We start from the raw sequence: 20,885 nt of genomic DNA, 5'->3' as shown, positions 1-20,885 counted from the left end.
TTTTTAATACCCTGAGTATATAAAAAAAAGACGCAACAATCAACTTCACATATCAATTTTGAAAATTAAATTATGCCAAAAGAGATTAATTTACCGCTAACCTGTTATTTGCTACTGTAATATATCTATCTTCCAACTCGCAGCCAATAAAATTTCTTTTATTTCGTTTAGATGCGACAGCTGTTGTTCCTGAACCCATAAACATATCTAATACTAAATCATTCTCATTGCTTGAACCGAGGATTGCTCTTTTTACTAACTCCTCTAGTTTTTGAGTAGAATGAACTGCTCTGTTTGTTTGGGGGTCTTTAATCCTTTCTTTGCCTTGACATTGTGGCAAACTCCAAACGTCTCTCATCTGCCTATCTTTGCCATTAATTGCTTTGTCCGGATTTATCAATTTTAAAGTCTCATAATTAAAAGTCCATTTTTTACCTTTAACAGCATAAACAATAAACTCACTTGAGTGCGTATATGTTCTTTTTGTAATAGATGGCATTGGATTTATTTTAGCCCAAGTTATAATGTTTTTAATAGAATATCCAACTTGCTTTACTGCCATTGTGACTTCACCGATATTATGAAGTGAGCAGCAAATATATATAGATGCTCCATCTTTTTGAATATCAAATGATTTTTTTATCCACTGATAAGTAAAATTAAAATATTCATCCTCTGACATAGTGTCCCAAGCTTCATTGACTTTATAAAAAGCTCCGCCTGTAGTATTGTTTTTTAAATTTAGGTCTGAGCCGGAGAGGTTGTAAGGTGGGTCTGTAAAGATTAAATTTGGCGATATTTTTTCTTTATATAATCTATCTAAAAAAGACAAACAATCTTGTTTATAAATTTTATTTATCTCTAGTATGTTTGACATATAAATAATCTCTCATTATGTATTGATAAGTTTGTTTTACCGGTTGAAAAAGGTTTATGTTTAATACTCTCAACAAATACCTTTCCTTTTTTCTCCAATATGTCAATTATTTCTGCATCAGACATTCTTGCATTTGACCTATCATTGCCTTTTTTTGCCATATCTGAATATGACAATATAATATATTTTGCTTTTGCTTTATTTATTAAATCCCCAAAGGCATTGATTGCTGTTTTTAAACAATAATCAGAATTATATTCTTTTCTATTGACCATTTTAGAGGCAACTCCCTCAACTTCTGGTTTATCCCATTTAGCTAAGTTTTCTATTAGATGATATGCAGAAATATATTGTCTTGAATTATATGGCGGGTCTAAATATAAAATATCTACTTCTTCTATATCGGCTATGATTTTATTTGCATCAGCATTTAAAATAATATTATTAACATTACTTTCGTTGTCTATGCTAAGTGGCTTCAATTTAAAATCATTCTGCATTATTGATGTTTTTTTAAATGCATCATAATGACCGCAGGTATTAGCTATCTTGTCAATAGAATAAATTAGTGAAGTTATTAAAATATATTTTTCTCGTTTTGTTATTTTACTAGTTACCTTCTCGATTTCTTCTCGTATAGCACCTATTTTTCTTGACACCTCAAGTGAAAAAAACTTATCCCCAAAACTTTCAGAGAAATAGTTGTCAGTAGGAATTAAATTATTCAAATAATCTAATAATTCAAGAACCCTAATTTCATCATATATGTCATCAGAAAAGAAAGCATAGTGAATTATATAGTTTGAAAACAACATATCGTTAGTAATTATTTTTATATTTTTTTTGTTAAAATGATTTGCAACTACCCCAGTGCCAGAGAAAATATCTAAAAAACTATCATACTTCTTAATGTGTTTATCTATTGAATTTTGTATAAATTCAAGTATTTTAGTTTTAGAACCCAAATATCTTCTATTGTTTATAATAAAATACTCAAAAGGCTTTTCTAATATGTTTTTTTTATTATCTCTCATATTCATTATATTTTAGTAAGAACTGCTTATAATCGTACGCATTGAGTGGTTTAGAATATAAATATCCTTGAATGTTAGGACAACCCTCTTGGAGTAAAAAATCTCTTTGTTCTTGAGTTTCTACGCCCTCTGCAATAATGTCTATTTGTAAATTCTTGGCTATAGAAATCACAGAACGAACAATCGCAACATCTTCTTTGTCATGTGGAAGTTCATCTACAAAACTTTTATCAATCTTTAGTTTGTCAATTGGCAGACGTTTTATATATGCAAGCGAAGAGTGTCCTGTACCGAAATCATCTATAGAGATGCTAATTCCTAGTTTTTTTATTTCATTTAGGATTAGTACAGTTGCATCTGGATCTTTCATCATCTCTCTTTCTGTAATTTCCAACTCTAATCTTGAAGCATCAAAGCCTGTCTCTATTAAAATATTTTTTAAATCAGCTATCATCTCTTTTCCCTCAAGCTGTTTTGCAGATATATTTAGGGATAATTTTTTTATATCTATCCCCTCCTCTTGAAAAATCATTAATTGATTCATGCTTTTTTTCATCATCCAAAGATCTATTTTAATTATTAAGTTTGTCTGCTCGGCAATAGGTATAAAATCAGCAGGTGAAACAAATCCCAACTCTGGAGAGTTCCATCTTATAAGCGCTTCAGCTCCTATGATTTTACCCGTAGCAGTATCAATTTGAGGCTGGTAAAATGCTTCAAACTGATTCTCTTGAAGTGCGATTTTTAAGTTTTTCTCTAAGATAACTCTCTTAAGTGCACATTCACTCATTTTTTCATTATAAAATTGATAAGTATCTCTTCCAAGCTCTTTAGCCTTGTACATAGCCGTATCAGCATTGCTCATTAAGAGATCGGCATCAGAGCCATCGCGTGGAAAACAACTGATTCCTATACTCAAAGTAATACTAAACACATTGTTTTGGAGTTCTATTGATTGTTGAGTAGAATATATAATTTTTTCAACAATGGCTACAAGATTATCTTCCTCGACATTTTTCAATAAAATAGTAAACTCATCTCCAGCTAACCTACAAACTGTATCTTCAGCTCTAACACTCTCTTTTAATCTCTTTGCAATACTTTTTAAAAGTATATCGCCCATATAGTGCCCATATGTGTCATTAATATCTTTAAATCTGTCTATATCTAAAAATAAGATGCTAAATTTAGACTTTTGTCTCTTGGCCCTCGTTATAGCATGTTTCACTATCTCCATAAATAAAAAACGGTTTGCCAAACCAGTGAGTGCATCATGATGCGCTAAATAAGTAAGTTCTTTTGTCTTGCTTCTGACCATATCTTCTAGTTTATAATTCAACTCTTCTATGAGATTTTTTTTAGATTGAAAATATAAAAATAAAATATACCCTATAAATAACAAGCCTCCAAATATTAAAAACAGTGTATTGCGAATTTGAAAAATATCATCTAAATTTATGTCATCTAAATTATACGACATAATAAAATATGCCATAGGTTTGTGGTATTCATCATTTAGCTTATAAACACTCACAATCGAATGAGATGAGAGGCATATACCAAATCCCTCATCACAATTTATGACACCTTTTACGGATTGTACCTTTATGTACTCTAATAATTCTTCATCAGGATTATCATTAACTATAAAGTAGTTATCAATAAACTTATTTTTATTTACATATACTAATTGATCCTTGTAAGATTCATCTATCAGCATAATAGTATGTTCTTTGTTCTCTTTCATTTTATCAATTATGGAGTCAAACATTCCAAGAGTCTCAAAGATACCGATAAAGACATTATTGTCATAGATTGGAACCATTGTTTTAAGCGAAATAGCAAATTTACCGGCACTAATAGAAGTGATAATTTGTGGGTTTTTTATCATTTTGTCTATATCTGTACGAGCTTTTACTAAACTATCTCCAGTTTTGTCACTAAAACTTCTATAAAAACTTTTTCCCTGCGCATCTACAATCTGAAACCAAATATTTTTTAGATTAGTATTTTGTTTTAATTTTAAAGAGAACTCTTTTAGACTTATATTTAATTTATCTTTACTTAAAAGTGCATTTTTTATTTTTTGATCTTCAGACATCGCTAAAGACATTTGCAAGATAGAATCCTGCTTTTCTTTAATCAAAGCCTCAAGATGCGTTTTCATATTTTTAGAAATCTGTAAATATCTCTCATTTATCAAGGCTTCATTTTTACTAGATATTAACATATAACCAATAAGGGCAATCGATACCAACAGCAAAATTTGGAATATTAACTTACTTAATTTAGCACTATTCAATAAAGTAACACCCTCTCCAAATAAAATTGTTAACGCATAATTATTAAAATTGAACTTATTATATCAAAAACTATAACAAACTAAATGATTGAGTAGGCTATTTTAAGGAGAAGTAGAGGATTGTTGAATTGTTTTGTGACAAATCTCAATCCTCCAGTAACATTTATTATTGTCGAGTAACTTTTGTTCTTGTAAACGACAATTATGTCCTGTAGTCGGCGTTTATCTTGACATACTCATGTCCCAAATCGCAGCCGTACGCTTTAAAACTGCCATCGCCTACACCTAAATCGCAGGCAATAGTAAATTTTTTATGCTGCATGACGATAGCGCACTTTTTCTCCATCTCCGCATCAAAAAGAATCTCTCCCCTGTCATAAACACAGAGATTGTCAAATGAGATTTTCAGTCTCTCTTCATAAGCCTCAACTCCGCTAGCACCGACAGTTGAAGCGATTCTTCCCCAGTTTGGATCTTCTCCAAAGAGTGCAGTTTTAACTAAAAGCGAATCAGAGAGTGCTTTAGCGACAATCTCTGCCTCTTTTTCATCTTTTGCCCCTGTTACCTTGTATGTTACAAGTTTTGTAGCACCCTCGCCGTCACGAACCATCTCTAACGCTAAAAAGTGCATTACCTTAAAGAGTGCCTCTTTAAATGCCTCCTTGTCATAAGCACCGCTTCTGCCGTTTGCCAAAACCAAAACAGTGTCGTTTGTGGAGGTGTCTCCATCTACGCTTATGGCGTTAAAAGTAGTTTTTACAACCTCATCAAGAAGCTCTTGCATCTCCCCTTTAGTTGCTTTTGCATCAGTTGTAATAAAGCAGAGCATTGTAGCCATGGCAGGATTTATCATCCCTGCCCCTTTTGCAATTGCTCCTATATTAAAGCTTTTGCCGTTATCTAGCTCCACCTTAAAGGCTATCTCTTTTGCGAATGTATCAGTTGTCATGATAGCTTTTGAAGCACTTGCGGAGTCTCGTTTGCTCAAATTAAAAAGCTTCATTCCCTCTATAATTTTTGCTTTTGGAAGTCTTACGCCAATTACTCCCGTTGAGCTCATGATAGGGTTTTTTATATTTGAGCCACATGTTAGCAAGACCTCTTTTATATCCTCAACCCCTGCTTTGCCTGTCATTGCATTTGCGTTTTTTGAGTTTATAAGAATAAAGTTTGTTTTAAAATTACCCATTTGACGAAAATGTCTAATCGGCGCCGCGCACATCTTGTTTGACGTAAATACCGAAGCCACTTCACATGCATCTTCGCTATAAATAAATGCCATATCTTTGGCACCCTCTTTTTTAAGTCCGGCACTTACACCGTCGGCAAAGAATCCATCACTTGCGCAAACTCCAGCTTGCGAATATACTATATTATACAAATTTCAGCTCCTTTGGCTTCTCTCTTCTTCTTAAGAGCTCTTTTGTTATGTTAATACCATGTTGTGTTCCTACAACAAGAAGTTTGCACTCACTCGTTATCAAAACGTCGCCTCTTGGCATCGTTATAAATTTTCCATCTTTTTTTGTAATACCCACTACCGAGGTGTTTGTTATATCTCTGATATGAGTCTCTTTTAGTTTTTTAAGAACTGCCCAACTATACTTTGGCACCTCTATCTCTTCCATGTTAAGTGGATTATCGCTCCTATACAAGAACTCCTCAAGAAGGTTTTCCATATCCGGGCGAGCTGCCATAGCACTTACTCTCTGCGCTGTTAGCTTTGTAGGAGATATTACCGTATCTGCTCCGAGTTTTTTTAGTTTATCAACATCGTTCATGCTCTCTACGGAAGAGATTATATAGTAAGGTCTTGGAAGAAAATGCTCCTTTTCAAAAAGCCTTACAGAAGCTATAAGAGCAATATTGTCAGATATTGAACTAGAGAGCGTGATAAGACCTTTCGCAGAGGAGAGATGCGCTTTTAGCATAGTAAGCTCTGCATGGGGTTCCGCCTTTAGATATGTCGTATAATTATGCTCTTCAGCCCACTGATGTATCTCTTCTCTGGGATCTATTACAACAAAAGGTATGTGATTTTTTCTCAACTCTTTTGTTACCTCAAGGGTGTACTCATTATGATAACATACGACAAAGTGCTTTTTTAACCTTGCTATACTATACAGCATTCTTCTCTCCTTGACTATTCTCTTAAGCTCGCCTCTTCTTACAACATCAACAACAATACCGATTGCAACAGTAAAGGCGGTAAAACCCAAAATAATAAGCGTTACGGTAAATATCTGTCCTGCGGCCGAAAATTCACCCTCTTTTAAAGAGCCGAATCCAACTGTAGTAAACGTATATCCAGCTTGAAAAACTGCATCCATAATGGAGTAATTTTCAATATAAAAATAGCCTAAAGTTCCTATTAGCATAAGCAACTGAATCAGTATAAGCGGCATTCTAAATGGTAAAAGTTGGGAATATAGCTCATTATTGAGCGTTATGTGGGGTTTGGGAGATGACTCCCAGTGTAGAAATTTCCGAATCTTCTCTAAGAGATTCAAGTCAAATTCCTAATTATACTTACTTAAGAATTTTTCTTAAGTGTACGCAACTCTCTTGCAGAAATTTTAATCTTTTGAGTTGTACCGTCATCTAAAGTGATACGTACTGTTCTAAGGTTTAACAAAAAACGACGTCTAGTTCTATTTTTAGCATGAGAAACATTGTTTCCGCTCATTGGACCTTTGCCGCTTATAGCGCATCTTCTTGCCATATTAGCTTCCTTGTATTAAGTTTTATTAAAGTTGCGAATTATATCTAGCCTAAACAAAACTTCTGCTTAAGCTAAACTGTGGGATATCTTTTAGAAAACAACCCAGACCCTTTTATATTTTTCTTATACGTTTATGGATAAAATAAACAAAATCAACATTATGTAGCGAGATATGATAACAAAAGAACAAGTAGCCAGTTTTATAGAAAAAATTCCGCCAGAACCAAAAGTTCTAAATGCGACTTTTGCACTTCTAAAAAGTGGGGAGTTAGTAAAAGCCGCAAAAGTTGCCGAAAATGACTTGGCACTCAAAACATACTTGAAAAATATAGTCAACAAACCTATCTACGGGTTTAAAAATGAGGTAAGTGATATATCTCAAATATTTGGCATTTTGGGTGTATCTCTATCGCAGCAGAACGTTTACAACTATATGATATCTCTCTTGAGTCCAAAGAAGTGGACTCTGTTTAAACTAAACGCACACCTCTTTTATGAACTTCAAGCAAATCTCTCAAAGAAATGGCAGATTATCTTGGAAAATTTAGAAATTCAGGACAAGGAACTCTACACTGCAATAAGCCTTCTTCCTGCTAGCATTATCGTCACGGAAGCTCTTTTTAGTCAAAATATAGAAGATGTAAATCTTTTGCGAAGTACAAAAGCACTTGATTACAATACTATTTTAGTCCGTCTTTGCGGCATTGACCTTTTTGATATTTGTGAAGAGATTGCAAGAAAATGGGAAATGGATGAGAGTATTTATAAAATAGTTCAGGCTGCCTCGGGAGTAAAACCATCCACCGATAAAAAGATAAATATGCTTGGAAAATGGATGCATCTTCTTCTTTTTTATGAACTCTCAAAAGCGCCTTACATAAAAGCGGGACTAAATGATTTTGTTGATTTTCAAGTTGGCTATATCAGCGACATTTATGATGAGTTTGCATCTCTTATGGAGATCAAATGAGAGCGGTAGTTAAAGACGGTATTGCAACATTTTCGCCGCAGGGTTTTTTAGACGGGAACAACGCAAATGCCTATTTAAGCATCGAAGATGTGGAGGCTGCAAAGAATTTAAAAACAGATATGATTTTAGTATCACTAAAAAAAGTCGTTTTTTTTAACCGCAACGGTTTGGATATTTTTATCAAACTCTTTTCAAAGATTCGTAAAAAGAACATTGCAACCGTGGGATTTTGCGACTATGACCAAAATAAATATGATGCAATAATGAGATTTTACAAAGGCGATATAAATTTTTCACTCTTTAAAACTCTAGGTATTGCCTACCTCTTTTCATCAAGCTATAAAAATCTAAACAAAAGCGTCCTTATATATAGCGAAGATGGATCTCAACGCTCCGCAATAGCAATTGAGCTCCATGACAACGGGCACTCTCCCTCGATTGCAAAATCTTTAGAAGAGTATAACGAGAGAAAAAATAGTTTTGATTATGAAATAGATTTAACATTTTTGGGGCAGATGGGACAAAAAATTGCCACAAGAGTAAGTGGAAATGCAATTATCTATACCGTCTCCTCCTTTTTAGATATAGAAATAAGCGATAATTTTAATATCGAGTACCATAACAACTCGCTAAATGTAGGCTTTAGACTTTTTATTTTTGATGCCTACAAAGTCATCAGCATGAATGTACACGCGCTTAATTTTTTCTCCAGACTCTCAACTTCGGCTGCCGAATACAATGCAACAATATGTTTTGTTGGAATGAAATTTGATAAAACTCAAATATCTTTTAAAGAAAACATGGAAGATGCCGGAATACTTTTTTATAATCACATGGATGATATACTTCAAAATAAAAAACTCTTAAAAGAGCTCGGTGCCAGCAGTGCGGCAAATATAAAAAACAAAAGAACTCTAAATAAAGAGAGTGTAATAGAATTACCAAAGTTCATAAATGCCGCAGCCGTTACTATTGAGATGATGACAAATTCAAAAGCAGTAAAAGAGTCTGCAGCTGTTCAGAGTTTAACTATTGATAAAAAAGAGGGTAAAATCGCAAGTTCTATCGGCTACTACGGTGATCTTGACGGGATGGTCGTATTGGTTTTTCCCTCTGCTATTGCAAAAAAGGCATGTGAACTGCTTATCGGTGAAGACACCAATGATATAGAGTTGATTTTAGATACTTTGGCAGAACTTGTAAATATAGTCGGAGGAAAGATAAAAACTCTACTTGCAGATGAAAATATATCCGTAAACATTACTCTGCCTAGAACATATCAAGATATAGAGAGCCTTCTTGAAGTTGTACAAACGAGGAAAGGAGTTCAAGTAGAACTCTCTTTCAATGGCGATAAATTTTTGTTTTTCTTAACAAGATAAAAGATACAAAATTGTACAATTTCGCTAAATTATAAAGGAAAATTAATGTTAGTAGCTCCTAGTGTTTTATCGGCCGATTTTGGTAACTTACAAAGGGATGTCGAAGCTATCTGTGAAGCTGGCTGTGATTTTGTACATGTAGATGTCATGGATGGCCATTTTGTTCCAAATCTAACAATAGGACCTGTTGTGGTATCTGCTATTGCTAAGTGTGCTACAAAACCTCTTGATATTCACCTTATGGTTGAGAACAACACTTTCTTTGTAGATCTTTTTGCCCCTTTAAAACCCGAGTATATCTCTTTTCATATAGAAGAGGAGAAGCATCCGCATAGACTTATTCAAAAAATTCGCTCTCTTGGCATAAAGCCGGCAATTGTTTTAAATCCTCATACTCCGCCTGAAACACTTGAGTATCTGCTTGGCGACTTAGATATGGTTCTTTTAATGAGCGTCAATCCTGGTTTTGGTGGTCAAAGTTTTATAGATAGTGTAATTCCTAAAGCAAAAAAATTAAGTGCCATGAGAGATAAGATAAATCCAAATTGCCTTATAGAGGTTGATGGCGGCGTTAACAACAAAAATGTTGCTCTACTTAAAGAAGCAGGTGTAGATATTGTCGTTGCAGGAAGTTATATCTTTAACCACACAAATAAAAAAGAAGCTATTGAGAGTTTGCAGATATGATTTTTTATACGAAACATAAAGCTTCAATGACCACAGCCCTTCAAGCGAAGGCGAAGGAATTGCTTCCTTTGTCAGACGGATAAGTAATGCGTTGTAAAATTTGCGGAATTACATCTTATGCTGATGCTATGGCGGCGATAGAAGCCGGTGCAGATGCGCTAGGCTTTGTGTTTTATGAGAAGTCTCCTAGATATATTTTACCTAGTGACGCTAGAGATATCATAAAAAGACTTCCTCCTTTTGTAGAAAAAGTTGCACTTTTTGTAAACAGTGATGCACAAATTATAAATTCCTACTGCCAAGAGGCGGGAGCAACTCTGGCTCAAATCCACTTTGAAGCTCCAGATGAGCTTTACGCGCAGCTTTTTGTTCCCTACATAAAAGTGATACGTGCAAAAAAAGCTGAGGATGTTTTAAAATTTAGTGAGGAGTACAGACTCGTTGATGCCTACAGTGATACCTACGGCGGAAGCGGAAAAAAGCTTAATCTTGATTGGTTTGAAAATATTGACTGCTCAAAGATTATTTTAGCGGGCGGACTTGATGCAAACAGCGTGTCTTCTCTAAAAAAATATGGTTTTTACGGTGTAGATGTGAGCAGCGCAGTGGAGCACTCTTATGGCAAAAAAGATGCCTCAAAAGTCAATGAATTTATCAAAAATGCAAAGAAGTAAATTATAATCATGCTTAGTAACGACTTCTCTTTAGATGCAAAAAGCATTCATAAACTATCTTCAAAAGGTCTCTCCGTAAAAACTCTAAAGGAGCAGATAAATGAGGATTTAGAACTTCTTCTTCAGCTTTGGCACTCGCAGGGCTTAGAGATTTTAAAACAGCAAGGAAGCTTTTACTTTGCAACTAAATTTATCCCGCTAAAAGATGCTGAGTTTTGTATAGTTGATATTGAAACAAACGGCTCTAAAATAGAGAAGCATCAGATAATAGAGATTGCCGCCCTAAAGATAAAAGATGGCAAAATAATCGGCGCTTTCGACTCTCTTGTTCACTGCAAGGAGATAAATTCTCACATCAGCGAGATTACGGGCATTGCTGCTGAAGACACGAAAGATGCGCCGACTCTTAAGCAGGTTATGTATGATTTTAAAAACTTTTTGGCAGACTCTGTTTTTATTGCTCATGATGTAAAATTTGATTATAAATTCATCTCACAAAGTATGCAAAAAATGGGCTTGGCACCTCTGCTAAACAGAAGTTTGTGTTCCCTCTCTTTAGCTGAGAGAACCATTGAATCATATAGATATGCTCTCTCATACCTCAACGAAGTCTTTAGTCTGCATCCAAGTGCAACGCACCATAGAGCTATGAGCGATGTGCTTACTACATACGAACTATTTAAGTTATCGCTTACAAATTTGGATGAGAGTATAAAAAGTGTTGAGGATATTATTAAATTTTCAAAGGAGGCAAAAATGCTTAAAAGACCGAAGTTTGACCCTCTTCTTAAAGAGAATCAAAAGTAATTACTCGCTATAAGCTCCGACACTTATTAGCTTAGTGTATCGCGCTTGCATTCTCTCTTCTTCAGAGATGCTGCGAAGTTTTGTCAGCTCCTCTAAAAAATACTCGCCTATTGCAGCTGCAGCGCGATCTTTATCTCTATGAGCTCCGATAAGCGGCTCCGCTATGATGTCATCTATAAGATTTAACTCTTTTAAATCTTCACTTGTAATCTTCATCGCATTTGTTGCCGCTTCAGCTTTTGTAGGATCACTCCATAAAATCGCAGAACAACCCTCGGGAGAGATAACGCTAAAAACAGAGTATCTCATCATGGCAAATTTGTCCGCAACTCCAATAGCAAGAGCGCCGCCGCTTCCGCCCTCTCCGATAACTATAGAGATTGTAGGGGTTTTGAGTTGTGAGAGTTCAAGCAGGTTTCTAGCAATAGCTTCGCTCTGGTTTCTCTCTTCCGCCCCGATGCCCGGATATGCACCCGGAGTGTCTATAAGCATAAGAAGAGGAAGGTTGAACTTCTCAGCAAGTTTTGCCGCGCGAAGTGCTTTTCTGTACCCCTCAGGATGAGGCATACCGAAATTTCTTTTTATCTTATTTTTAGTTCCGCGACCTTTTTGTTCCCCGATAACCATAACCTTCTCGTTGCCGATATAACCTATATAACAGAGTATCGCAGCATCATCACGGAAATGTCTGTCCCCATGTATCTCGTACTTATCTCTCATAAGCAGATTAATATAATCAAGAGCATACGGTCTATCTATATGACGCGCCAATTGAAGTTTTTGAAAAGGAGATAAGTTGTTAAATATTTTTGAAACTTCTTTATCTAAGTTCTCTTGAAGAGTTTTAACTGCACCTTCATCATGGCGAACTTGTGCAGATATAATATCTTCTTGGATAAATTTTATTTTATACTCAAAGTCTAAATATGTTGCCAATTTAAATCCTTATATTTAGATTTTTTTGAATATTAACACGCCGTTTGTTCCACCGAAACCAAAAGAGTTGCTCATTACTGTATTTAGTTCAGCTTTTCTAGCAACATTAGGAACAATATCCAAATCACAATTTTCATCAGGAGTTTCATAGTTAATAGTAGGAGGGATGATTCCATCACGCATAGCCATTAAACAAGTAACGGCTTCAATCCCGCCAGCTGCTCCAAGACAATGTCCAATTTGTCCTTTTATAGAGCTCATCGGAGGGCAATTCTCTTTACCACCAAGCAAATCTTTAACTGCGGCAGTCTCATTTTTATCATTTATCGGGGTACTTGTTCCATGTGCATTGATATAGTCGAGTTTAGGCTTGCCTGCCATATTATATGCAGCTTTCATAGCACGTGCAGGACCATCAAGACTCGGTGTTGTTATATGACTAGCATCTCCGCTCTCGCCAAAACCGATAATCTCGCCATAGATATTTGCTCCACGCGCAACGGCATCTTCATACACTTCTAAAATAAGCGCGGCTGCACCCTCTCCCATAACAAAACCGTCACGGTCTGCATCAAACGGGCGAGAAGCTTTTTTTGGGTCATCGTTTCTTGTTGAGAGTGCTTTCATAGAAGCAAATCCGCCAACGCCGACACCTGTTATTGCGCACTCGGCAGAGACAACAAGCATCTTGTCCGCACCGCCGCACAAGATGGTTTTTACAGCTTCGCTTATAGCATGCGTTCCCGCAGCACAAGCAGTAACACTTGAGAGGTTAGGACCTTTTGTTCCATGTGCGATAGATACAAAACCGCCAAGCATATTCACAAGCGCTCCAGGGATAAAAAATGGGCTTATTCTTCTTGGACCTTTTGTCTCAATAATGATAGAGTTTTTCTCGATAGAGGGAAGTCCTCCGATTCCAGAACCTGCACTTATACCAAATCTCTCCATGTCTGTATCTTCAGAAAAATTTGCTTCAGCCATCGCTTCTTGCGCAGCTTTTAGTCCAAGATGGATAAATCTGTCGGCTTTTTTAACCTCTTTTGCATCCATAACCGTCGAAGGGTCAAAATCTTTTACTTCACCTGCAATTTTTACACTGTAATTCTCCGGATCAAAAAGAGTGATAGTGTCAATTCCACACTTGCCTTCGCATATAGCTTTAAAAGAACTCTCTTTTTCATTTCCAACCGCATTTATCATGCCCAACCCAGTAATTACGACTCTTCTCATTAAAATCTCCATAAAAAATATAAAATATTTTTAAAAAACCAGAACACTCTGAGCTTTTAAAAATATTTACTACCGAGGAGCCCTCAGTAGTTTTTAGACAATTACTTATTTTCTATATAGTTAACAACGTCTTTAACAGTTTGAATTTTTTCCGCTTCATCATCAGGAATTTCGATATCAAATTTCTCTTCAAGTGCCATTACTAATTCAACTACATCGAGACTATCTGCACCTAAATCTTCAACAAACTTTGCGTCTTCTTTTACTTCATCCGCATTAACGCCTAATTGCTCAACTACTACTTCTCTAATATCATCTAAAAGTGCCATTCCAGCTCCTATGTTTTATGTGTAAAATCTCGTAATTGTAGCATATTTAACTTAAATAAACTACCAACGAAAATAAAACACCACGCCGTCTATCCTCGCAAAATCGGGTTATTTGGGGATTATTATGAATTTTAGAAACTATTTTTCTGTCGCTGTGAGCTATATCTGCGCAGTTTTATAAAAGTATCTAATACAATTAAAATAACCTTGCAACCTCCAACTTTATATAGGCTGTGTTGATAGCTTCATTCAAATTACTTTTAAATTTAAAGAGGTTTTTTATAAAATAAAACTTAAAATGTAAATAGTTGCTATCTTAAAAGCTAGAAATTGTTTGCATCTTAAGTTGTTTTTCGCCTATTTTAAGATTTATAAAGAGAATAAAATGAAAAATTTAAGTATAAAAAATAAATCCTTAGCGGCACTTTTTCTTATTTTATCACTCTGTCTTGGTCTATTTTTTTATCTTTTTTCCAGTTACCATGCTATGAAATTAGAGGAGTTTAAAAGAATAAACTTTGAAAAAACAAAAAATTCATATCTTAAAAATACAGATATTCACTTAAAGAAATATTATTTAAAAATAGTTAATGAGTTTGTAGATGATGCGATACTTGAAGCTGTTTTTTCGAAAGATAGAGAGTTGCTCATAGCTCTGAGTGAGCAAAAATATGAAACGCTTATAGCAACTGATGAGTATATAAAACAGGTTCATTTTCATCAAAATGATGGCGTTACCCTTCTAAGACTTCATCAGAGAGACAAATTTGGCGACAATATAGCTCTACTAAGGGCTATGCCAAGAACGATTCACAAGGAGCAAAAAGAACTTTTTGGATTTGAGCTTGGCATACATGGGCTCTCCTATAGAGTGCTTATCCCTCTTTTTTATCAAAATAGCTATATCGGAGCTTTAGAGTTTGGCATATCCCCTCAAAAAATTCTTGATGTAGTTTCATATATCCTTGATATAGATGGTATGCTCTTCTTAGAGGGAGAGTCAATTGAAAAAAAATCAAATATAGTTCAATATAAGAGTGCAAAAAACAAACAGCTACTAGATTTACTGCCAAAAGATGAAAGATATGACGAGATACAAAATCAGGATATACATAAAGGCGATAACCTCTATGCTCTGTACTCTTTTGATATCATTGGCTATGATAAAAATAACATAGGAAAATTTATATTTTTTAGTGATTTAAGCAAAGATTATCAAAATTATCTCTCTTACTCTAAAAAGATAATTTTTTATTTTATTTTCTCTTTAATCGTAACTATGATTATAATCAATTATACTTTTAATATTTTCATAAAAACACTTGAAAATGCATACAATAAAATCAAAAGATACGCAGATTTGATAAACAAAAATGTAATTATATCAAGTACGGATTTGGATGGAAAAATTACCTTTGTAAGTGATGCATTTGCTCAAAAATGTGGCTACACAAAAGATGAACTGTTGGGGCAAAATTACAATATTATGCAACATTCAGATACAAAAAAAGAGCTTTATGACGACCTTTGGAAAACAATAACAGAAGATAAAATTTACAACGGAGAGTTTAAAAATCGTAAAAAAGATGGTGGAGACTTCTGGGTAAAAGTAAGCGTTATGCCAGACTACAATGAAAAGGGTAAAAAAATCGGCTATACCGCCATCAAAGAGGATATTACAGATAAAAAAATTATAGAAGAAATCTCTATAACGGATGGACTTACTAATATTTACAACAGAAGACATTTCAACGAAATTTTTCCAAAACTGATAAACAGCACAAGAAGGAATGGCGAACTTGTCAGTTTTTTATTAATGGATATAGATTATTTTAAACAATATAACGATAATTATGGTCACCAGATGGGAGACAATGTGCTCATAAGCTTTGCAGCATGTCTGAAAAAGAGCATCAATAGAGCAGATGATTACTCTTTTAGACTTGGAGGAGAGGAGTTTGGAGTTATTTTCAAATGTGAAACTAAAGAAAAAGCTATAAAACTTGCAAATAAAATTAGACAAAATATAGAAGATTTGCATATCGTACATGCCTTTAGCAACACAAGTCAATTTATAACGGTATCTATCGGTTTAGTTTGTAAAAATGCAAATGACATTAACAGTACGGATGAGATATATAAAGAGGCAGATGATCTTCTCTATAAAGCTAAAGAGAATGGAAAAAACAGAGTATGTTACAACTTGTAAGGACTCCGCCTTTTATATTTTATATAAAATTCTAGCAACACCTAGTGTAAAAAGTACCAAAGCTAAATCTTTTAACTCCTTGTCATACAAAAGCGTAAAAATGCCACCCAAAATCAATGCAAAAGTCACACTCATCGATTTTATATACTCTTTAAGATTTCTCTTAATCCACTCAAGCTGATCATTTAAGATCTCAACTTTTAACTCATCGTTAGCTATTTTTTTAAGAGCAGATTTAAGATCTTTTGCAATAAAAGGTATCGCTTTTATCTCATCTACAATAGTTTCAAAAATACTCTCTTTTGCCCCCAATGCTCTTGGAATATTTTTTTGCAAAATCGGCAATATATCTTTGATGCCGTTAAAGTTTTCTATATAAGTTGTTCCTAAACCCTCAATAATAGCACTTACCCGCAATATATATATGGCATCGCTTGGCAGTTTAAAGGGGAGGTCTCTTGTAGATTCTAGTACCTCAAAAGCTAATTGCTGCATCGATTCACTGTTTAGATTCTCATTTGCAAAAATTTCAAACATCTTTCTAGTAAACTCTGCCAACTCTGCTGTAGGAGCCTCATATGCAACAGTTCCTAACTTTTTAGATGCACTGATATAACGCTCATAGTCCTGCTCATTTGCCGCTTTTATAAGCTCAATAATCGCCACCCTTGAGTAGTTTGGTACATTTTTTACCATGCCAAAATCAAGCAATATCAGCTCGCCCTCACGACTTACAAGAAGATTCCCCGGATGTGGGTCTGCATGAAAGTAGCCGTTGATAAGCATCTGGGTTGTATAAAAATCGACAAGCTTTGCTATGATGCTTCTAAAATCGATGTTGTGTTTTAAAATATTTTTCTTATCATCAAACCTAAATCCCTCTTCATAACTCATAACAAGAGCATCATCACTACAATATAATGGATACGGAATAGGAAAACGCACCCCGCTATCTTTATAGACTGATGCGAATCTTATTAAGTTTGAAAGCTCATGCGTTAGGCTAACTTCTTGAAGTATCATCTTTGAAAACTCGCCAATAACAGCTTCAATGGAATTTTTTGTGTAGTGAGAAAAGAGCGGTTTAAAGAGGGCATTAAACATTGAGATAATTTTTATATCAGCTCTTACTTTTTTCTCGATTCCTAGTCGTCTTAGCTTCACCGCAACTTTCGTATTTTCATCAAGCCATGCTTCATGTACTTGACCAATTGAAGCAGAAGCGATAGGCTTTTGTACAAACTTAAAAAAGTGTTTCTCTTTAAATGCTCGCTCATAAACTATATGCATCTCCCTATCGCTCATAGGATACAGCTCGTCATGAAGAGTTTTTAGCGCTTCAAGATACTCCGGCGTAAAAAAATCGCTTCTTGTAGCTAAAACTTGTGCGAGTTTTACAAAACTAGCTCCCAAATCATTGATAACTACAAGAAGTTTTTTTGCACAGAGAGGTTTAAAAAAAAGAAATTTCTCCCTCTTTTTTATAAGTAGATAGAGCGTTAAAAGCAGCGTAAATACACGCCAGATGCGAAGAGGCGAGTATTGGCTCATCTCCTAGTTCTTGTCAAGTTTAAATTTTTCTAAATCAGCTTTTGTAGCAAGCCCTAACTCCTTAATTACCTCTTTAAGCGCATCTTTTATCTGTTTTTTAAACTCCACTTCCCCCTCTTTGCCCTTATCTTGAAGCTCTTTGATAAACTTTTCGCCATCTTCACGACTCAACTTTCCCTTCTCTTCAAGCTTTTTTACCTCAGCTTCAACTTTCTCTTTCAAAATCAGCATGCCACCTAAACCTGCATAAAATAAATCTTTCATCTTGCATCCTTTTTGTTTTATGCAACTATTATACATCTTTTAAATAACCGTTTGTAAATTTAATTTGCAGGAGGATTCTCTTCATAAAGATTACTTAGAACTAAGCAGGCTTAAGCGAAGTGCCAACTCTTTTGGGTATGGCTATAAAATGTTTGTCCTAAAAGATACTCTACTTCATACTTCTTTGCAAATTGCTACAAACATCCTATCGGCTTTTGAGTCGGCAAAACCGTTTTCTAAGTAAATTTTGGCACTTCCCATACCGCAGCTTGGAGATTTGGACTTGAAAATAATTCCGCTTAGGTTTACTCCTGCGATTTTATAAAGCTCTTGATATGATTTATCTTGAAGCTCTTTTGTCAAATCAGCACCGTTTTTATCGCAGATTATATGAGGAGCATCTTGCATACTTACAAGACGAATGGAGCTGCGAGGCGTACCAAAAGCGATTGTCTCTGGACAAAACGGCACAAAATAGGCATAGCGACCTAACTTCTCACTCACAAATTTATCTTGCTTGTGTCCGCCATCAAATCGAACCTTCTCTCCCAAAAGTCAAGCTGAAACAGCTATATTCATATTTTACCTCTTTATGGACTTATGCCATATTCATCCCGCCGTTTACCTTTAGCACCTCACCCGTTATATAGCTTGAGTGATCTGAGAGTAAAAATGCTGTAGCCTCGGCAACTTCAGCAGGATTACCAAAGCGTCCCATCGGAATTTTTGCCGTAAAACTATTTTTTATCTCCTCGCTTAAAACATCCGTCATCTCAGTTGCAATAAAACCCGGAGTTATGGAGTTGTAACGGATGCCGCTTGATGCTGATTCAAGTGCGAAACTCTTTGTCATGGCAATTACTCCACCTTTGCTCGCAGAGTAGTTAGTCTGCCCTGCATTGCCTGTTTCTCCTACGATTGAAGCGATATTTACCACAGAGCCAAACTTCTTCTTTCGCATAACTTTCATCGCTTCACGACACCCTATAAAACATGAGAGAAGATTTGCATTTATTACCGACATAAAATCTTCGCTCTTCATACGAAGAGCTAGCTTATCGTTTGTTATCCCCGCATTGTTTACAAGGTAACTTAACTCCCCATCACAATCAACAATAGTCTTAATAGCATCAACGAACGCATTTTCGTTACTTACGTCAAAGCCAATTACGGCGGCACTTCCGCCTGCTGCTTCTATAGCATCTTTTATGGCATCAGCCTCTGCTGCGCCGCTTCTGTAATTTATCCAAACTTTAAGTCCATACCCTGCCAAAGTTTTTGCAATTTCTGCACCTATTCCTCTACTTGAACCCGTTACTAAAACATTTTTTCCACTAAATTTCATTATTACTCCTCTATTTTTAAATTAAACTCTTATCCATCTCTGAGGGAATCTCAAGCCCCATAAGCTTTAAAACGGTAGGCGCTATATTATTTAAAGCTCCGCTTTGCACTTTTGTAACACCATCTGCTTCAACAAAACACCATACTTTTCCAGCTGTATGGTTTGTTAAAACATTTCCCTCTTCGTTTCTCATCTCCTCACAATTTCCATGATCAGATGTGATAACAACCGCATAATCTTTCTCTTTTGCTTTGGTTAAAATTCTGCCAAGCTCCGTGTCAACTGCGCTTACTGCAATTTTTGCCGCTTCAAAATCTCCCGTGTGTCCAACCATGTCGCCGTTTGCAAAATTTACTATCACAAAATCATACTCATTATCCATAGCCTTTAAAACCACATCCCCGACCTCGTGAGCACTCATCTGCGGCTTCATATCATATGTTTTAACATTTGGTGAGGGGATTAAAACTCGCGTCTCATTCTCGTACGGCTCGTCAATTCCACCGTTAAAAAAGAATGTCACATGTGCATACTTTTCAGTCTCTGCAGTATGAAGCTGTCTAAGTCCTGCTTTTGAAATTACCTCTGAGAGAGTATTTTTTGGCGAATCTTTTTTAAAAAGCACGGGATAAGAAAAACTCTTGTCATACTCCGTAATCGTCGCAAGGTTCACACCTACGTACTCTCTTTGAAATCCACTGAAATTTTTATCTGCAATTGCAGTTACCAACTCTCTCATTCTGTCACTTCTAAAGTTTATCGTAAGAACACTATCGCCCTCTCTCATGCCCTCATATCCATCAAACGCAACAGGTTCTACAAACTCATCCGTCTCATTTTTTGCATACGAAGCATCGATATACTCTGCTGGCTGCATCTCTGTTTTAAAAGTGGCATGAACGATTGCCTCGTACCCTTTTTGAACTCTATCCCAGCGATTATCTCTATCCATAGAGTAAAAACGACCTGAAATCGTAGCTATTTTTACATTTTTACCCACATGTTTGCTTACCTGTTCTAAGAACCCTTTAGCAGAAGTAGGCGATACATCCCTGCCATCGGTTATAAGATGCAAGAAAATCTCTTTGCCCTCATGAGAAGCAATATCTGCTATGCCCATAAAATGGTCTATATGCGAATGAACCCCGCCATCACTCATAAGTCCGATAAGGTGAAGCCTATTTGATTTTTCTAAAAGCTTTTTAAATTCGACATTATGTTTAAATCTGTTTTCATCCAAAGCCAGAGATATTTTTACCAAATCTTGGTACAAAACCCTCCCGCTTCCAATACTCATGTGTCCTACTTCAGAGTTGCCCATCTGATTCTCAGGCAACCCGACACTCAAACCAAAAGTGTCGATTAACGAGTATGGGGTGCTACTAAATAGTTTGTCATATGTCGGCTTTATAGCATTATAAAATGCGTTGTACTCAGTTTTTAAAGAGTAACCAATGCCGTCGGTTATGACTAAGATGGCTTTTTTTGCCAATTCTAACTCCTTGAACTAAATCTTCTTCTAACGAAATTTTTATGCAATTATACTATAATGTCATTTTTATT

The 20,885-nt window shown here is 35.4% G+C and carries 20 protein-coding genes; 6 read left to right on the top strand and 14 right to left on the bottom strand.

All coding sequences use genetic code 11. The features are described 5' to 3' along the window. Window positions 1-85 precede the first annotated feature (85 nt). From M0Q17_RS01225 to rpmB, 6 genes are all read right to left on the bottom strand, one after another. Complete coding sequence (locus M0Q17_RS01225; protein WP_295082477.1) at window positions 86-877, bottom strand: site-specific DNA-methyltransferase; 792 nt, start codon at window positions 875-877, stop codon at window positions 86-88. Next, on the bottom strand, window positions 862-1,911 hold the full coding sequence (locus tag M0Q17_RS01220; protein ID WP_295082475.1) for a DNA adenine methylase: 1,050 nt from the start codon (window positions 1,909-1,911) through the stop codon (window positions 862-864). Before M0Q17_RS01220 ends, M0Q17_RS01225 begins: the two co-directional genes overlap by 16 nt. Beyond that, on the bottom strand, window positions 1,901-4,213 hold the full coding sequence (locus M0Q17_RS01215; RefSeq protein ID WP_295082472.1) for an EAL domain-containing protein: 2,313 nt from the start codon (window positions 4,211-4,213) through the stop codon (window positions 1,901-1,903). The genes M0Q17_RS01220 and M0Q17_RS01215 overlap by 11 nt, the downstream gene beginning before the upstream one ends. 202 nt (window positions 4,214-4,415) lie before the next feature. Then, window positions 4,416-5,594: a bifunctional glutamate N-acetyltransferase/amino-acid acetyltransferase ArgJ gene (gene argJ, locus M0Q17_RS01210; RefSeq protein ID WP_295082469.1), complete on the bottom strand. Its 1,179-nt coding sequence runs from the start codon at window positions 5,592-5,594 to the stop codon at window positions 4,416-4,418. Next, complete coding sequence (locus M0Q17_RS01205) at window positions 5,587-6,723, bottom strand: TrkA family potassium uptake protein (protein ID WP_295082466.1); 1,137 nt, start codon at window positions 6,721-6,723, stop codon at window positions 5,587-5,589. The genes argJ and M0Q17_RS01205 overlap by 8 nt, the downstream gene beginning before the upstream one ends. Before the next feature lie 23 nt (window positions 6,724-6,746). Then, on the bottom strand, window positions 6,747-6,935 hold the full coding sequence (gene rpmB / locus M0Q17_RS01200) for a 50S ribosomal protein L28 (protein WP_295082463.1): 189 nt from the start codon (window positions 6,933-6,935) through the stop codon (window positions 6,747-6,749). A 172-nt stretch (window positions 6,936-7,107) separates the two neighbouring features. On the opposite strand from rpmB, the gene M0Q17_RS01195 reads away from it, so the two are divergent. The 5 genes from M0Q17_RS01195 (at window position 7,108) to M0Q17_RS01175 (ending at window position 11,455) form a co-directional block, all read left to right on the top strand. Beyond that, window positions 7,108-7,905 (top strand): HDOD domain-containing protein, encoded by a 798-nt coding sequence (locus M0Q17_RS01195; RefSeq protein ID WP_295082460.1) that lies wholly within the window; start codon window positions 7,108-7,110, stop codon window positions 7,903-7,905. Continuing rightward, window positions 7,902-9,287: a chemotaxis protein CheX gene (locus M0Q17_RS01190; RefSeq protein ID WP_295082457.1), complete on the top strand. Its 1,386-nt coding sequence runs from the start codon at window positions 7,902-7,904 to the stop codon at window positions 9,285-9,287. Before M0Q17_RS01195 ends, M0Q17_RS01190 begins: the two co-directional genes overlap by 4 nt. Window positions 9,288-9,332: 45 nt before the next feature. Next, window positions 9,333-9,974 carry a ribulose-phosphate 3-epimerase gene (gene rpe / locus M0Q17_RS01185; RefSeq protein WP_295082454.1) on the top strand — a complete coding sequence of 214 codons (642 nt, stop codon included), beginning with the start codon at window positions 9,333-9,335 and terminating at the stop codon, window positions 9,972-9,974. A gap of 86 nt (window positions 9,975-10,060) precedes the next feature. Further along, window positions 10,061-10,648, top strand: a complete 588-nt coding sequence (locus tag M0Q17_RS01180; protein WP_295082451.1) for a phosphoribosylanthranilate isomerase — start codon at window positions 10,061-10,063, stop codon at window positions 10,646-10,648. Between the two features lie 9 nt (window positions 10,649-10,657). Next, the gene (locus M0Q17_RS01175) at window positions 10,658-11,455 is read left to right on the top strand and encodes a 3'-5' exonuclease (RefSeq protein ID WP_295082449.1); all 798 of its coding nucleotides are present in this window, start codon (window positions 10,658-10,660) and stop codon (window positions 11,453-11,455) included. On the opposite strand, the gene accA is transcribed toward M0Q17_RS01175, so the two are convergent. The 3 genes from accA to acpP all read right to left on the bottom strand — a co-directional run bounded on the left by accA (window position 11,456) and on the right by acpP (window position 13,953). Then, window positions 11,456-12,391, bottom strand: coding sequence for an acetyl-CoA carboxylase carboxyl transferase subunit alpha (gene accA, locus M0Q17_RS01170; protein ID WP_295082446.1), 936 nt, complete (start codon window positions 12,389-12,391; stop codon window positions 11,456-11,458). 15 nt (window positions 12,392-12,406) lie between these two features. After that, window positions 12,407-13,624 carry a beta-ketoacyl-ACP synthase II gene (locus M0Q17_RS01165; protein ID WP_295082443.1) on the bottom strand — a complete coding sequence of 406 codons (1,218 nt, stop codon included), beginning with the start codon at window positions 13,622-13,624 and terminating at the stop codon, window positions 12,407-12,409. Between the two features lie 101 nt (window positions 13,625-13,725). Then, window positions 13,726-13,953, bottom strand: a complete 228-nt coding sequence (gene acpP, locus M0Q17_RS01160; RefSeq protein ID WP_137013889.1) for an acyl carrier protein — start codon at window positions 13,951-13,953, stop codon at window positions 13,726-13,728. Between the two features lie 385 nt (window positions 13,954-14,338). Between acpP and M0Q17_RS01155 the strand changes: the two genes are divergently transcribed. Next, complete coding sequence (locus M0Q17_RS01155) at window positions 14,339-16,162, top strand: diguanylate cyclase (RefSeq protein WP_295082438.1); 1,824 nt, start codon at window positions 14,339-14,341, stop codon at window positions 16,160-16,162. A 12-nt stretch (window positions 16,163-16,174) separates the two neighbouring features. On the opposite strand, the gene M0Q17_RS01150 is transcribed toward M0Q17_RS01155, so the two are convergent. The 5 genes from M0Q17_RS01150 to gpmI all read right to left on the bottom strand — a co-directional run bounded on the left by M0Q17_RS01150 (window position 16,175) and on the right by gpmI (window position 20,814). Next, a complete protein-coding gene (locus tag M0Q17_RS01150; RefSeq protein ID WP_295082435.1) occupies window positions 16,175-17,713 on the bottom strand; it encodes an AarF/UbiB family protein in 1,539 nt (512 codons plus the stop codon). Between the two features lie 3 nt (window positions 17,714-17,716). Beyond that, entirely contained in the window at window positions 17,717-17,977 is a 261-nt protein-coding gene (locus M0Q17_RS01145) for a hypothetical protein (protein ID WP_295082432.1), read from the bottom strand. Between the two features lie 174 nt (window positions 17,978-18,151). Then, on the bottom strand, window positions 18,152-18,529 hold the full coding sequence (locus M0Q17_RS01140) for a DUF523 domain-containing protein (RefSeq protein WP_295082429.1): 378 nt from the start codon (window positions 18,527-18,529) through the stop codon (window positions 18,152-18,154). Window positions 18,530-18,575: 46 nt separating this feature from the next. Continuing rightward, complete coding sequence (gene fabG / locus M0Q17_RS01135) at window positions 18,576-19,322, bottom strand: 3-oxoacyl-ACP reductase FabG (protein ID WP_295082426.1); 747 nt, start codon at window positions 19,320-19,322, stop codon at window positions 18,576-18,578. A 16-nt stretch (window positions 19,323-19,338) separates the two neighbouring features. After that, window positions 19,339-20,814: a 2,3-bisphosphoglycerate-independent phosphoglycerate mutase gene (gpmI, locus tag M0Q17_RS01130; protein ID WP_295082423.1), complete on the bottom strand. Its 1,476-nt coding sequence runs from the start codon at window positions 20,812-20,814 to the stop codon at window positions 19,339-19,341. Window positions 20,815-20,885: the final 71 nt, after the last annotated feature.

It is taken from the genome of Sulfurimonas sp., from assembly GCF_023229105.1.
Classification (GTDB): Bacteria; Campylobacterota; Campylobacteria; order Campylobacterales; family Sulfurimonadaceae; genus Sulfurimonas.
This window is presented reverse-complemented; position numbering and strand designations above follow the sequence as displayed.

Coding starts and splice junctions, on each gene's coding strand:
- M0Q17_RS01220 (WP_295082475.1), bottom strand. CDS start 1,911: ATGAGAGATAATAAAAAAAACATATTAGAAAAGCCTTTTGAGTATTTT.
- M0Q17_RS01180 (WP_295082451.1), top strand. CDS start 10,061: ATGCGTTGTAAAATTTGCGGAATTACATCTTATGCTGATGCTATGGCG.
- acpP (WP_137013889.1), bottom strand. CDS start 13,953: ATGGCACTTTTAGATGATATTAGAGAAGTAGTAGTTGAGCAATTAGGC.
- M0Q17_RS01225 (WP_295082477.1), bottom strand. CDS start 877: ATGTCAAACATACTAGAGATAAATAAAATTTATAAACAAGATTGTTTG.
- M0Q17_RS01195 (WP_295082460.1), top strand. CDS start 7,108: ATGATAACAAAAGAACAAGTAGCCAGTTTTATAGAAAAAATTCCGCCA.
- M0Q17_RS01145 (WP_295082432.1), bottom strand. CDS start 17,977: ATGAAAGATTTATTTTATGCAGGTTTAGGTGGCATGCTGATTTTGAAA.
- M0Q17_RS01190 (WP_295082457.1), top strand. CDS start 7,902: ATGAGAGCGGTAGTTAAAGACGGTATTGCAACATTTTCGCCGCAGGGT.
- rpmB (WP_295082463.1), bottom strand. CDS start 6,935: ATGGCAAGAAGATGCGCTATAAGCGGCAAAGGTCCAATGAGCGGAAAC.
- M0Q17_RS01165 (WP_295082443.1), bottom strand. CDS start 13,624: ATGAGAAGAGTCGTAATTACTGGGTTGGGCATGATAAATGCGGTTGGA.
- M0Q17_RS01155 (WP_295082438.1), top strand. CDS start 14,339: ATGAAAAATTTAAGTATAAAAAATAAATCCTTAGCGGCACTTTTTCTT.
- M0Q17_RS01150 (WP_295082435.1), bottom strand. CDS start 17,713: ATGAGCCAATACTCGCCTCTTCGCATCTGGCGTGTATTTACGCTGCTT.
- rpe (WP_295082454.1), top strand. CDS start 9,333: ATGTTAGTAGCTCCTAGTGTTTTATCGGCCGATTTTGGTAACTTACAA.
- fabG (WP_295082426.1), bottom strand. CDS start 19,322: ATGAAATTTAGTGGAAAAAATGTTTTAGTAACGGGTTCAAGTAGAGGA.
- M0Q17_RS01175 (WP_295082449.1), top strand. CDS start 10,658: ATGCTTAGTAACGACTTCTCTTTAGATGCAAAAAGCATTCATAAACTA.